Raw genomic sequence first — 11,767 nt, forward strand, 5'->3', positions numbered from 1 at the left:
ACCACCTCACCACAAATCTTCACTACATAACCCAAGGCGAGAAAATTTCTTTTCACCCAAGGCTATTAGCTCTAAGTCATTTTCTGTCCATTCTTGTTGGCCACATTCGATAGCATGTAAAGCTGCTTGTGGGCGTGTATAGAACTTTCCTTGCTCACAATAAAAACCTTGGTGTAATGATTTACCCCATTGGTTTTGAATATCTGGCACCAAACCAAGTGACAAAATAATATTGATACAATCTGCATGGCGATTAGGTTTTGGTAGAGCGACCATAAGCTCACCTGCTTTAACAGCAACTCCGATAATCATGCTGCCACCCCTAACCCATTACCAGTAAGGGAGATCTGAACGGCTTTAAATTCGCGCTGACATGCCACGTTCTTGAATGCAGAAAAGCAAGTCACAATGTATGGCTGCTTTACAATTTTGAATCCCGGTCCCGCAACTTCATGGAAATATTCATCCATTAACTTGTTGGCACCTTTCCAGCGAGTTTTGACACCACATTCAACGATGTAAATCGGCTCTTGATCTTCTTCACAACCATTCAAAAACTGTCCATATGTCATGCGTTCAGGTACAGCTATTTCAAAATCGAGCTGTATAGATCGGCCATCTGGATGATCTGCGTATATGTCACAACTGATATGGAAGCTTTGCTCGTTGTCGATTAAATCCTTACGCATGGCAATTACAAGTGTACCCTTGGTCAAAGTTAGCAAATGGGCTAACTCAGGCGCTTGATCCTCAGATTTCCCATTTGTTAATTGCCAAAGTTCGAGAATGCGATTTTCTTCAATCGCTTCACCAATAAGCTGAAACTTGCGTACAGGATTTAAAGCAGGTTTATTGGGGTTGTATTTTTTATTACGTTTTTTAATCACGCCACACCCCCTAATCGAATTAAAACAGCCCCAAAGAGCGTAAAAATGAACAGCAAAGTTTTGTGGAATTCTTTCATGCTGCCACCTTCTTTTCATGACTTGAACGAACCTTGTTCACACCTTTTAAATGATGTGGTCTATAAACACGGTCATAGCAGCCTTTACATGCTGATTCTGGTCTAAATGTAATGGTTCCATCCTTTAACTTTGATTTAATCATGAACCAAAACTCTGAATCTGTAGGCCAGTATTCATCACAGTGCTTACAAAGTTTTTCTTTACCTAGTTCAGTAAAGATATACATAGGTTTTTTAGCTTCATTTGATTTCATGCTGCTACTCCCTTATGTTTCTTCACATGCTGTGCCCAGCCTTTGCATGGTTTCATGCGCTTACGATCTGTAGCAGACGGACTATGCAAATTTTCAATATCTTTATGGCAATAAAAAACTGCATCCAACTCCAAGGCATGAGCCAAGTCAGATTGAGTAGAAAGACAATGATTTGCTAAAGTGCCGCAACGATAAGCACACGATTCACATAGAACATCTTGATTAGGTGCTTTTTTTGCCAAGATCAGCCCATTCAAAGCACCATGAAAACTAGGTGAAATAAGCTTATCTATTGCGTATGGGTGCATATCGCCAGTAGTGACGAGATGTAAATACAATGTTTCATCACACGATTGGGCATAATTCACAGCAACATTTAAAACATTGCCAAGTAAATTAAGTAATTCATCATGTGATTTTGCTGAAAACTTATCCTTGATTGCCTGTAAGCGTTCAGCTTCAGGCAATTGGATAATGTCAGTTAGGGCGAGAATTGAGGTGTTATCAATCATGATGTCACCTTCTTGATTTGTCCATTCATGCAAATTGAATAAACTTTTTTACACTGATCAACATCAAACATCCCAATATGGCAGTCATTTGGATGAATATTCATTACTTCAGCCAAAGCTTTATAGGCTTCCTTGCGCTTCATGTGTCCATCACGCCATAACGGATCAAACACTCGATGTGCTATAGACTTCCATTTTCTAAGTTCAGCATTTGCCAATCGACCAAGTGAGTTTTTAGTACCAGGGTGACAACCAACATATGCATCACAAGGCACACATTGGTAGAACCATTTATGTGACAGGTCTGGTCTATGAGGGTAAATGGCTGTGCCATCTACCCCATCAGCCTCTTTATTGCAGTATGGACAGATTGGATTTGTCATTAAGCGTTTTTTTGCTTTAAGTTCAGCTGGTGTGGCATGTCGTAAAATTGGGAAACCACGCAATTTGGGTTCTCCTTTTGGATCCTCCAAAAATGCACAAGGATGTAAAAGATGAGGTTTATCTAAAATTAATGTGACTATTAATAAATCGTCATTAAATTCTGGACTTGTAGTCACAACTACATCACCTACCTTAAATTGCAGCTCAACTTTTTTTGAGGAAATTCCAGTGCAATCTATCACTTGGCTGGTACCACATTTCACATATGCACTATCAGGTGCAATACCCAAATCAAACTCACGTTTTTCAATTTGCTGAATCAAACAGTGATGGCACTGTTCCCCTTTAAATTCTGGACATTTGCCAGCGCACTTATGTTCTGTTAAATTACTCATGTTCATTTACCTGAATGTTGATGAATACTAGAAGCTCGACCTGCAACGTCGGGCTTTTTTAATGCCTGCCAAAAACTTTTCAAATTTCTGCATACATTCTTGAATACGCTTGTAGACGTTGTATTCTTTGATTTTTCTATGTGCTCAGATGATGATTGACCTGTCTCCAGTTCGATCTTTTTATCTATGGCATCTCTTAACCACTTAGCACGATCACTACCTTGGCTTTCAGCCAAAGTATCAATGATCTCTTGGACTTCCAGCGGTACACGTGTTGACATGGGTGCCAACAGTTTTTTGCTGAATACAAACATTATTTTTGTTTCCATAAGATTTCCTCATTTTCATGTGGTCTTTGTTCTAGATTGGCGAACATATTTCCAGTTAATGTCTGGACGTAATTCTTCAGCTTTGACTTGACCTTTAGTAAATTTTTCAATGTCCTCACATCGGTCTTCTGGAATTTTTTCAATATTCCATTTTGAAACTGCCCAGGGAGTTAAACCGATACCTCTTGCAAGGGCAGCTGAGGAACCTGCAAATCGCACAGCTTTATCAAAAGCCTCATGTGGGGATAACATAATGACACCGTCAAAACTACTTAAAGTAGAACATAATATACTACCTAAAATAGAATTGGTGCAACTAGAATTTGATAGTAAACTTCTACCGATGGTAGAAATTGAGCCAAAAAAAGTGAAAGATGCTAAACACATAGAGTTTGCAAATAGGTTGAAGCAATTGATGGAAGCTGTTGGCTCTCCAATAACATCAGTTAATCAACTCAAAGATGCTATTAACGTTACTTATGAAATGGCACGACGCTATACATTGGGCACAGCTAAGCCCCGTGAAGAAAAACTGAAAGAGCTAGCAGATATATTTTCTGTAGATATTGGTTATTTAGACCATGGTTCAACTCTTGATAACAATGTTGTACCTATAACTTCAAAATTAATTCCTGTTTTATCTTGGGTTCAGGCTGGATCAATGACATCAGTAGAGTCTATTAATCCCTTAGAAATTTCTGAATGGTTGCCACCGTTAAGTACTGATGATCCTGATGGTTGTTTTTATTTAAAAGTGGTTGGGATTAGTAATTATCCTACCTATATGGAAGGTGATTTTATTTTAGTAAATCCTGCATTTCAGGTATGTGATTTGATTTCAGGGGATTTAATTGTTATCAGAAATAATACGGATGCAACTTTTAAAAAATTAGTCATTGAGAGTGATGATCGTAAATATTTACAAGCACTTAATCCAAACTTTCAACCCAACATTATTGAATTTGAAGATGGTATGGAGTTGGTGGGATTGGTGATTGATGCTTTTAGACCTTTAGGTGGTTCTCGCCCAAAAAGAGTTAGAAAAAGTTAATAGTTGAGAATAAAAATGTACTGCAATCAATGTGGTCAACCAAATAGTAATGATGCTAAATTTTGTAGTGGATGTGGTGTTAGATTATTGAATACACCAACCCAATCAGAATTACCACAACAAAATACAAAACTCAGCCCTCTTAGGCATTTATGGTTAATGTTTTTATTTGTAATATCAGTCATCATGATTATTGGTGTATTCCCTTATCAAGTGATTACAGGAAATTTTGAATTCACTTATGTTTTTGCATTGTGTTTATGGTTTTGGGTTTTATCATACACATACCCACAAATATTTCCTAAAAAACTAAAAACAAAATCACATCAAGCATTTAATGCATTAGATGAGGCAGAATTATGGTTCAATAAGCAGGATATTAGAACATCATCCATATCCTTTAATGCTTATGATGACCCATACTTACTAAAGAATATAGGGGCAACTCTGTTAGTTGGTATTGGTGAAAACTCCAATGGTGAATATGTTGGTTTTGCTGCTGAAGTAAAACAAGGTTATGGGGTCTTATCGAGCCTTATTATTGAACCTCATGGCATAGCATCACAAGACAAAAAAGCTGCTCACGTTGCAAGAATGGATGGAAAATATATGATAGACGTACTAAATCAAATGGCTATACAACATAGAATTAAGTATCCTCAATAAATAATAGAAAATATTTCAAAATCCATTCACCCACTTTAGTGGGTTTTATTTTGCCCCAAGAAAAATAAGCTACTTTAAGTAGAATTATTTTTCTATTTTCTATTGACAATTTTTCTACTTAAAGTAGTATTTATTTCACCAACAACAAATCTACTTGGTGAATTTTATGTCTACCAAACCAACCAACGCACAGCAATTTGTTGCTGACTTAGGTGCAGGAACCTTTGCTAACCAACTCGGTGCAGCTATCAGCATGGTTTCTCAAGGTGCTGTTCAGCACAACAAAAAAGGGCAAATCAAAATCACACTTGATATTGCTCGTATCGGTGATTCAAGCCAGGTCGAAATTGCACACACACTCGCTTTTGTTGAACCAACAGCAAAAGGTAAACGTGCAGAGGACACTACCTCAAAAACTCCAATGCATTTGAATGCTGGTGGTGATGTCACTTTGTTCGCTAACCATACAAGTCAATTATTCACTGAAGACGCTTAAACAGCCCCCTTCTCATTACAACAATTTTACCAACCATCCATAAGGTACTGAAAATGGAAAACTCTGCTAAAGAAATCGTTGAACTTGCGTTACCTGTAAATGATTTATCTCGTGGTGAACTTGTTGCCATTCATGAAAATTTCAATGTTCATGATTTAGAACAATTTCAAGCTGGTCGTAACCGTGCACGTGGTGTTTTAAAAACCCCATCTTTTGAAGATTTCAAAAGTTATGTTTTAGGTAATACGCAGTCTGAAAATGCTGTTCCTGAAGTAAAAGTTTATGCCCCTGTATTTGTTGACCACAAAAATGTATCAGCAACGGCAATTTTAAACTTCAAAGTTGTTGGATTGGCTCAAGGTCATTGTGACCATAAAGCAGTATTACAGCTTGAACCAACTGTAGTTTGGGAAAAGCTCAATCAGCTTAAAGATAACAAACTTAATCAAAAGCGTTTTGCAACATTACTTGAAGATTGGGCAAGTGTATTCGCTGCAACAAGTGAAACTGGTGAAACGATCCATATTGCGGAAGCAATTAATGCAGTTCGCAACATGAAAGTTGGCGCATCTTCAACTACTGACTCGTCAGTATCAAACATGCAAGAAACTCGCTCAGTCTTTGACAAAGTTGAAGCTTCAAGCACAGCAGGGAAATTACCAAGTTATTTTGAAATCATTGATCCAGCTTATGTCGGTCTTGATGACAAAACTATTCGCTTGCGTCTTGTAGTAAATAGCTCAGATGGTGAGCCATCGTTTGCATTGCAAATCGTTAAAGAAGAACTTTTGCGTAATGAAATTATTCAAGAATTCAAGGAAAAAGGATTGCCTTGCTTCCTGAAAACCCTGTCCGTATTGGTACCTTTTCCGCTTAAAACTAAAAATTAAGCAATAAAAAGCCCCGAAATTTTGATCGAGGACGGGGCTTCTTTAGGGGGTATAGCAATCGCTATAAGGAGATTATGAACATGGTTTCATTAAATTTCAAATCAATTTTGTTGGGTTTAGGTGGTGCAGTAGCAATGACAGCAGTTTTTGCGTCTGTGCAAATGTATCAACCAGCCAAGCTACCTGTTGAAGAACAGCAGCAGATCACAGTGGCATCAGACATCTACAAGGTTGATGAGCTCGATTTAGGCCCATACAACGACTGTCAACATGACTGTCATGCAACCTTATTAACAGCAAATAACCAGTATTACATCGAAGTGAATTTTGACTATTCAGGTTTCGATGATGGTAACGGCTTTAATCGTGCTGTAGGCATTCAGATTGATCGCTTAGAACCTGAATTGGTCGGTGATGAAGATGGCGAAATCAATGCATATCTTGATCGTTATGAAATCGACAAGATCAATGATGCCCTTGAAGACTCTATCGCTGTGAAATTACAGAAATTGAGAGGTTAATATGCTTGATTTAATTGAAATTAAAACAGCTACAAGCGGAAAAAATAATCCGTCTGAAAGCCTTCAAGCTGATGTATACCGAGCTTTATTTGGTGAGCCTGTCAAATACAACGAATTTGAATTCGATGTTGGAAATAAAACTGTTATTTGCCTAATGCATGGCTTTCCTTGGCATGTGGTTTCTAAAGATGAACCATTTGATCGGCATAACGGTGAATTTTGGGGATGGAATCCGTTCAAAGTCAAAAGTTCTGGTCGATTTGGTGGTGGATGGGCTTTCAAATTTGGCATCACTTCAAATGAAAATTTTCGTGAATTAATTATTGACGTGGGAATTGGTTCAATTCGTTTGGAAATCATGAATTCACGTAGAGGATTTAGAGCATGAGTTATACAACTGTTTTAGCTGTTCATCCTGGCGAAAAAGTCGAGGAACTATTTGAACTTGGTAATGCTTGGGGTTCAGCACCAGTAATTTGGGATGCCATGGCTCAAAAGTATCTGGATAAACCACATTTTATGGCTGCTACTTTTGAAGATAGTGGTGAAAAACTTTTGGCTCTGTGTCGTGATGAATCTGTTCCATTGGTTCATCGTACCCTCCATTTAATGACAATGGATCGAATGTACATTGAGAAAAAAGATTTCAAACATGCAGCACAAGATATACGTGCATTTTTAAATGATTTTCCTCAGCCTGAAGACCACATTAATCATTGGCCAGCAATTGCAGACTATTTAGATACTGATCCAGATGTACCTGCGATTGGATTTCATATGACTTCTGTTTCTGATAACCCATTTCACGGTGATTGGGATGAAGAAAATGAGGATTACGGTTCTCTAAATTGGGCTACTTGCCAAAGTGTTTATGAAAGTATCAAAGGGAGTGTTGAAGCATGAATACCCAAGTTAATCGTGACCAATTTCTCGCTGGTCGTAAAAAAGGTATTGGTGGTTCAGACGTTGCTGCAATCCTTGGTTTTAGTCCGTACAAATCACCATACCAATTGTGGTTAGACAAAACTGGTCGCAGTGAACGTAAAGAATCACAAAATGAGTCTGCACATTTCGGCAACCTACTTGAAGATGTTGTTGCAAAGGAATATTCACGTCGTGCTGGTGTAAAGGTTCAGCGTGTCACTCAGCAATTAAGTTTGCCTGATCATCCTTGGGCGATTGGCAACATTGACCGTGCAATTATCAATCCTGAGATTGCTGGCAACGTGCGATTCAAAGACGGCAAGCTGACTACAGATCAACTTCTCGAATGTAAAACAGCTTCTGAATACCTTGCAAAACTGTTTGGTGAAGAAGGTTCAGACCAAGTACCAGACTACTACCTTACACAATGCCTTTGGTATCTCCTGCTTTCAGGCTGCCAATTCATTGATCTTGCTGTGCTGATCGGTGGCAACAAGTTCCGCATGTATCGCATTGAACGTGATGAAGACTTGATTGATTCAATTTTTCGTCAAGTTAAAGCGTTCTGGTTCAACCATGTTGTCGCTGATGTTCCACCAGATCCGACATGTTTTGATGATGTTTTACATCGCTGGTCAAATCATGTTGTGGGTAAACAAGTCGAAGCTGATTTTGAACATATCAAACTCGCTGAAGAACTTATCACTGTTCAAGGTCGTCTAAAAGCAGATAAGGCTCGTGAAGATGAAATCAAATTAAAGATTGTCTCAACGATGCAGGATGCGGAAATGATGATTAGCCAAGGCAAGTCTATCTGCACCTACAAAGAACAATCCTCTACTCGTATCGACAGTACGCTGTTGAAAAAAGAAGAACCTGATTTATTTGCGAAATATAGCAAAACATCAAGCACACGTGTTTTCCGTATTTCAAACAAATTTAAAGAAACAGTTTAAGGAATTTTACTATGAATACAGCAGTATTAAACCCACAAGAAACTCAACAAGCATCTGCTATGTCTGCTTTAGACATCATGATGAATGAAACTATCATGGTTCGTATTGAATCTATGGCTGCACGTATGGCAACGAGCAAAATCACCACTCCAAAACATTTACAGGGTAATGAAGGTGATTGCATGGCGATCATCATGCAAGCAATGCAATGGGGAATGAACCCTTATGCAGTCGCTCAAAAAACACATTTGGTAAACGGTACTCTTGGATATGAAGCACAATTGGTGAATGCTGTAATTACTGCACGTGCACCAGTTAAAGAGCGTTTGCATTTTGAATGGTACGGTGATTGGTCAAAAGTAAATGGTAAAGATGATAAATCACCTAATCTTGGTATTCGTGTTTCTGCAACATTACGTGGTGAGAATGAACCGCGTGTGATCGATATTTCTATGGCACAAGTAGGTCCAGTCCGCAATTCACCACTATGGGCTGCTGATCCACGCCAACAAATCGCATATTTAGCAACGAAACGCTGGGCACGTCTATATTGTTCAGATGTGATTCTGGGTGTTTATACACCTGATGAAGTCATTGAACGTGAAGAACTTGATGTTACCCCAGTTCAATCAACGGTAAAAAAACATCAAGGTGCATCGGGTTTAAAAGCTCAGATGGCTGAACGTGAACAGTCTCAAGAAACTGTCATAGATGTGGCACCCGAGTTCGATACCCAGTTTGCATTAATTGCACAAATTTATGCGACTGAAACACTAGAACAGCTAAAAGAAGTCAGCAGCACAGTACCTACTAACTTAGGTGAACCAGCTCAAACTGATATTAAAAATGCTCATGGCTGGCAGAAGTTCTACCTTCAGTTGGTTGTTGATCTTGAAGACGCAGCGGATGTTAAAACCATCAATAAGATTATGGGTGAGCGTTTTGAGCCTCACACTTCTGGCTTATCTGATGTTCAAATCGACAAGATCAATTCGATTTACGAACGCAAAGCAGCTGAATTAACAGCATAACACTGGCATGTGGTGCCCTCACACATGAGGGTACCAATAGTGAGATAGCAATATGAATCCAACTATTGAACAGCAACATGCCATTGATATGGCATTACATGGTCAGTCTTGTAAAGTGACCGCATACGCCGGTGCTGGTAAGACTTCTACCCTTAAACTGATTGGTAATGCAAAGCATCATCAACATGGCATGTACTTGGCATTTAACAAGGCTATTGCAACAGAAGCACAGTCTAAATTTAACCATAATGTTAAGTGCAAAACATTTCACAGCCTAGCTTATAACTCTGTTCCACGCTGGCTGACTAATAAATTAAAAAATCGTCGCTTGATGTCAAACCAATTGGCATCTCGCCATGATCTTGAGAATTATCAAGTACCAGTGGCATTGGTTAAACAACGTGGTGAGGATGACCAGAAGCGTTTATTTAATTCAAAACGTATGGCCACATCTATGATGAATGCCGTTGGTTATTTCTGCCGATCTAATTACAGCGAAATTCAACTATCACAAGTTTACGCTGCTTTACCTGATTGGATGGATGACACATACCGTGCTGAATTGGCAAATATCCTTTTACCTAAGGCACATGATTACTGGAATGACATTTTAAATCCTGCTGGCATTAACCGTCTCGAACATGACCATTACCTAAAATATTGGGCATTGAGCAATCCAGTGATTAATGCTGACTTTATTTTATTTGATGAAGCACAAGATGCTGATCCAATCATGTTAAATGTCTTGAGTAAGCAACGTGCTCAGGTAATTTATGTGGGTGATCGTCACCAACAAATCTATGCGTTTCGTGGTGCTGTCAATGCGATGCAATCCCTAGATATTGCTGAAACACGTTTAAGTCAATCATTCCGTTTTGGTGAAAACATTGCCGATCTCGCAAATAAAATTTTGTTCAACGTTTTGGATGAAGAAATTCCATTACGTGGTTTTGAACAGATAGATTCACAGGTTAACGAAATTAGCGATGAAATTGCCGATGCATTTATTTATCGCACCAATGCTGCTGCCCTTTCTAATATGGTTGAGTTAGTGAAAATTGGACGTGAACCACGCTTGGAGGTTGATACAGGTTCTTTATTAAAAAACATTGAAGATGCCAAAAAAGTTAAATCTGGAATAAAAGTCCACGATGGAAGTGTATTTGAAGGCTTTAGCAATTGGGAAGAAGTCATTGAATACACAAATGAAGTCTCAGGTAATGACTTAAAAGCACTTGTTAGCCTAATCAATAAAGTGGGTGAAGAAGCTCTAATCAGCTCATTACTAAAAAGTAATTCTAGTGATTATGACTGCATTGTGACCACAGCTCATAAGTCTAAAGGCTTGGAGTTTAACAAGGTCAAACTTGGTGGTGATTTCTTTTATAAAGAAGCTGCTGCACCTGGTGAAAAAATCCTAACCGAAGATGAAGCTCGACTTTTATATGTTGCTGCTACTCGAGCTAAAAAGCAGTTAGATATTTCTGCATTGAACCCACTATTTAAAAAGATTGGATATAACACTCAAGCTGAGGTAGCAACATGATCACTCGCCTACCTTGCCGATTTACAAACTTATTCACTTACTGGTTGTACTGTGATGGATACAGGCCACAAGTGAAAAAAGATGCTGTGGTTATGCGTCGCGGTAACAGTGTACTCAAAATCTTCTGCCACAAAGGCCGAATGCAGCAAGATTATTTGATGAATGAAGCATGTCAGCGAAAATTCAAGCAATTTTGTGGATGCTACTTAAACGGATATCGAGAGTTTTTAGTCGGCTTAGAGCGCGAAGCAAGAGTTGAAGTAGCTCGTAGTAAAAATTTTAACTATTTAATGGTGGCGTGATGATTGGAACTCAAATCAAACCTGACTACTCAGATAAAATTGCTGAATTTGTAAAAAATGGCGGTGAAATTAAACAGGCTGTGAATACGAATAAGGCTGAGTTTAATTACTGCAATGCGGATACTGTCTTGCAAAGTAATGAGCGCCCTAACAGTCACCAAAACCACATTTTGCGTACACGTGCTGAAAAGCAGGGTTTAAAAAGCTATAAGCCAGTTGCGCCATGCAGATCATGCAGTACTTCCGAGCGATCTGTAAAGTCAAATGTCTGTCTTGAGTGTGACAGACGCAGAGCAAGAGCTAAAACAGGCTTGAGTCTTAAAAACTTGGAAGCGATTGGGCATTACTTATTAGGCAAAGGTGAATCAGTTGAGTTCACCAGTGGCGGTAAAAAGTACGTTTTGAAAGTTGAGGTGGTGTGATGGAAACTTTAGAACGAAAAATGGAAATCAACTTAACTCAATTTGAGGGCACTTCTGACGAAATAGCTGAGCAAATTTTTAAAGTTGTTATTTATCCAATGTTGCAGGAAATGAACTTGCAAGA

18 protein-coding genes and 1 pseudogene are annotated in these 11,767 nt (G+C 38.6%); 12 read left to right on the forward strand and 7 right to left on the reverse strand.

Features of this window, described 5'->3' with window-relative positions:
* Positions 1-6: 6 nt before the first annotated feature.
* From FTT85_RS02410 to FTT85_RS02440, 7 genes are all read right to left on the reverse strand, one after another.
* Positions 7-312 carry a hypothetical protein gene (locus FTT85_RS02410; protein ID WP_180182752.1) on the reverse strand — a complete coding sequence of 102 codons (306 nt, stop codon included), beginning with the start codon at positions 310-312 and terminating at the stop codon, positions 7-9.
* Complete coding sequence (locus tag FTT85_RS02415) at positions 309-887, reverse strand: hypothetical protein (RefSeq protein WP_180182753.1); 579 nt, start codon at positions 885-887, stop codon at positions 309-311. The genes FTT85_RS02410 and FTT85_RS02415 overlap by 4 nt, the downstream gene beginning before the upstream one ends.
* Positions 888-960: 73 nt before the next feature.
* Positions 961-1,218, reverse strand: a complete 258-nt coding sequence (locus FTT85_RS02420) for a hypothetical protein (RefSeq protein WP_080747880.1) — start codon at positions 1,216-1,218, stop codon at positions 961-963.
* A complete protein-coding gene (locus tag FTT85_RS02425; protein WP_180182754.1) occupies positions 1,215-1,730 on the reverse strand; it encodes a hypothetical protein in 516 nt (171 codons plus the stop codon). Before FTT85_RS02425 ends, FTT85_RS02420 begins: the two co-directional genes overlap by 4 nt.
* Positions 1,727-2,509 (reverse strand): DUF3268 family zinc-finger domain-containing protein, encoded by a 783-nt coding sequence (locus FTT85_RS18650; protein WP_257232061.1) that lies wholly within the window; start codon positions 2,507-2,509, stop codon positions 1,727-1,729. Before FTT85_RS18650 ends, FTT85_RS02425 begins: the two co-directional genes overlap by 4 nt.
* Positions 2,510-2,511: 2 nt before the next feature.
* On the reverse strand, positions 2,512-2,838 hold the full coding sequence (locus FTT85_RS02435; RefSeq protein WP_120365269.1) for a hypothetical protein: 327 nt from the start codon (positions 2,836-2,838) through the stop codon (positions 2,512-2,514).
* A gap of 15 nt (positions 2,839-2,853) precedes the next feature.
* Complete coding sequence (locus FTT85_RS02440; RefSeq protein ID WP_130112735.1) at positions 2,854-3,090, reverse strand: Cro/CI family transcriptional regulator; 237 nt, start codon at positions 3,088-3,090, stop codon at positions 2,854-2,856.
* Between the two features lies 1 nt (position 3,091).
* Between FTT85_RS02440 and FTT85_RS02445 the strand changes: the two genes are divergently transcribed.
* The 12 genes and pseudogenes from FTT85_RS02445 to FTT85_RS02500 all read left to right on the forward strand — a co-directional run bounded on the left by FTT85_RS02445 (position 3,092) and on the right by FTT85_RS02500 (position 11,643).
* On the forward strand, positions 3,092-3,889 hold the full coding sequence (locus FTT85_RS02445; protein WP_180044816.1) for a S24 family peptidase: 798 nt from the start codon (positions 3,092-3,094) through the stop codon (positions 3,887-3,889).
* Between the two features lie 15 nt (positions 3,890-3,904).
* A complete protein-coding gene (locus FTT85_RS02450; RefSeq protein WP_180182755.1) occupies positions 3,905-4,555 on the forward strand; it encodes a zinc-ribbon domain-containing protein in 651 nt (216 codons plus the stop codon).
* A 166-nt stretch (positions 4,556-4,721) separates the two neighbouring features.
* Entirely contained in the window at positions 4,722-5,051 is a 330-nt protein-coding gene (locus tag FTT85_RS02455; RefSeq protein ID WP_010112842.1) for a hypothetical protein, read from the forward strand.
* Positions 5,052-5,104: 53 nt separating this feature from the next.
* Positions 5,105-5,928: pseudogene (locus tag FTT85_RS02460) on the forward strand (DUF2303 family protein).
* 93 nt (positions 5,929-6,021) lie between these two features.
* Positions 6,022-6,462, forward strand: a complete 441-nt coding sequence (locus FTT85_RS02465; RefSeq protein WP_180182756.1) for a hypothetical protein — start codon at positions 6,022-6,024, stop codon at positions 6,460-6,462.
* A gap of 1 nt (position 6,463) precedes the next feature.
* Entirely contained in the window at positions 6,464-6,850 is a 387-nt protein-coding gene (locus FTT85_RS02470) for a hypothetical protein (RefSeq protein WP_180182757.1), read from the forward strand.
* The gene (locus FTT85_RS02475; RefSeq protein ID WP_180182758.1) at positions 6,847-7,365 is read left to right on the forward strand and encodes a hypothetical protein; all 519 of its coding nucleotides are present in this window, start codon (positions 6,847-6,849) and stop codon (positions 7,363-7,365) included. Before FTT85_RS02470 ends, FTT85_RS02475 begins: the two co-directional genes overlap by 4 nt.
* Positions 7,362-8,342: a YqaJ viral recombinase family protein gene (locus FTT85_RS02480; RefSeq protein ID WP_180182759.1), complete on the forward strand. Its 981-nt coding sequence runs from the start codon at positions 7,362-7,364 to the stop codon at positions 8,340-8,342. The genes FTT85_RS02475 and FTT85_RS02480 overlap by 4 nt, the downstream gene beginning before the upstream one ends.
* An 11-nt stretch (positions 8,343-8,353) precedes the next feature.
* On the forward strand, positions 8,354-9,373 hold the full coding sequence (locus FTT85_RS02485) for a RecT family recombinase (protein WP_168377816.1): 1,020 nt from the start codon (positions 8,354-8,356) through the stop codon (positions 9,371-9,373).
* Positions 9,374-9,425: 52 nt separating this feature from the next.
* A complete protein-coding gene (locus tag FTT85_RS02490; protein WP_180182760.1) occupies positions 9,426-10,919 on the forward strand; it encodes a 3'-5' exonuclease in 1,494 nt (497 codons plus the stop codon).
* Positions 10,916-11,221: a hypothetical protein gene (locus tag FTT85_RS02495; RefSeq protein WP_180182761.1), complete on the forward strand. Its 306-nt coding sequence runs from the start codon at positions 10,916-10,918 to the stop codon at positions 11,219-11,221. The genes FTT85_RS02490 and FTT85_RS02495 overlap by 4 nt, the downstream gene beginning before the upstream one ends.
* Positions 11,221-11,643 carry a hypothetical protein gene (locus FTT85_RS02500; protein ID WP_180182762.1) on the forward strand — a complete coding sequence of 141 codons (423 nt, stop codon included), beginning with the start codon at positions 11,221-11,223 and terminating at the stop codon, positions 11,641-11,643. Before FTT85_RS02495 ends, FTT85_RS02500 begins: the two co-directional genes overlap by 1 nt.
* The last annotated feature ends 124 nt before the right edge of the window (positions 11,644-11,767 follow it).

It is taken from the genome of Acinetobacter sp. YH01020, from assembly GCF_013420275.1.
Lineage (GTDB): Bacteria > Pseudomonadota > Gammaproteobacteria > Pseudomonadales > Moraxellaceae > Acinetobacter > Acinetobacter amyesii.

Excerpts from the sequence above, each read along its gene's own strand:
- FTT85_RS18650 (WP_257232061.1), bottom strand. The coding sequence starts at position 2,509 with ATGAGTAATTTAACAGAACATAAGTGCGCTGGCAAATGTCCAGAATTT.
- FTT85_RS02450 (WP_180182755.1), top strand. The coding sequence starts at position 3,905 with ATGTACTGCAATCAATGTGGTCAACCAAATAGTAATGATGCTAAATTT.
- FTT85_RS02410 (WP_180182752.1), bottom strand. The coding sequence starts at position 312 with ATGATTATCGGAGTTGCTGTTAAAGCAGGTGAGCTTATGGTCGCTCTA.
- FTT85_RS02420 (WP_080747880.1), bottom strand. The coding sequence starts at position 1,218 with ATGAAATCAAATGAAGCTAAAAAACCTATGTATATCTTTACTGAACTA.
- FTT85_RS02445 (WP_180044816.1), top strand. The coding sequence starts at position 3,092 with ATGACACCGTCAAAACTACTTAAAGTAGAACATAATATACTACCTAAA.
- FTT85_RS02500 (WP_180182762.1), top strand. The coding sequence starts at position 11,221 with ATGATTGGAACTCAAATCAAACCTGACTACTCAGATAAAATTGCTGAA.
- FTT85_RS02490 (WP_180182760.1), top strand. The coding sequence starts at position 9,426 with ATGAATCCAACTATTGAACAGCAACATGCCATTGATATGGCATTACAT.
- FTT85_RS02475 (WP_180182758.1), top strand. The coding sequence starts at position 6,847 with ATGAGTTATACAACTGTTTTAGCTGTTCATCCTGGCGAAAAAGTCGAG.
- FTT85_RS02495 (WP_180182761.1), top strand. The coding sequence starts at position 10,916 with ATGATCACTCGCCTACCTTGCCGATTTACAAACTTATTCACTTACTGG.
- FTT85_RS02485 (WP_168377816.1), top strand. The coding sequence starts at position 8,354 with ATGAATACAGCAGTATTAAACCCACAAGAAACTCAACAAGCATCTGCT.
- FTT85_RS02480 (WP_180182759.1), top strand. The coding sequence starts at position 7,362 with ATGAATACCCAAGTTAATCGTGACCAATTTCTCGCTGGTCGTAAAAAA.
- FTT85_RS02435 (WP_120365269.1), bottom strand. The coding sequence starts at position 2,838 with ATGGAAACAAAAATAATGTTTGTATTCAGCAAAAAACTGTTGGCACCC.
- FTT85_RS02465 (WP_180182756.1), top strand. The coding sequence starts at position 6,022 with ATGGTTTCATTAAATTTCAAATCAATTTTGTTGGGTTTAGGTGGTGCA.
- FTT85_RS02470 (WP_180182757.1), top strand. The coding sequence starts at position 6,464 with ATGCTTGATTTAATTGAAATTAAAACAGCTACAAGCGGAAAAAATAAT.
- FTT85_RS02425 (WP_180182754.1), bottom strand. The coding sequence starts at position 1,730 with ATGATTGATAACACCTCAATTCTCGCCCTAACTGACATTATCCAATTG.
- FTT85_RS02455 (WP_010112842.1), top strand. The coding sequence starts at position 4,722 with ATGTCTACCAAACCAACCAACGCACAGCAATTTGTTGCTGACTTAGGT.
- FTT85_RS02440 (WP_130112735.1), bottom strand. The coding sequence starts at position 3,090 with ATGTTATCCCCACATGAGGCTTTTGATAAAGCTGTGCGATTTGCAGGT.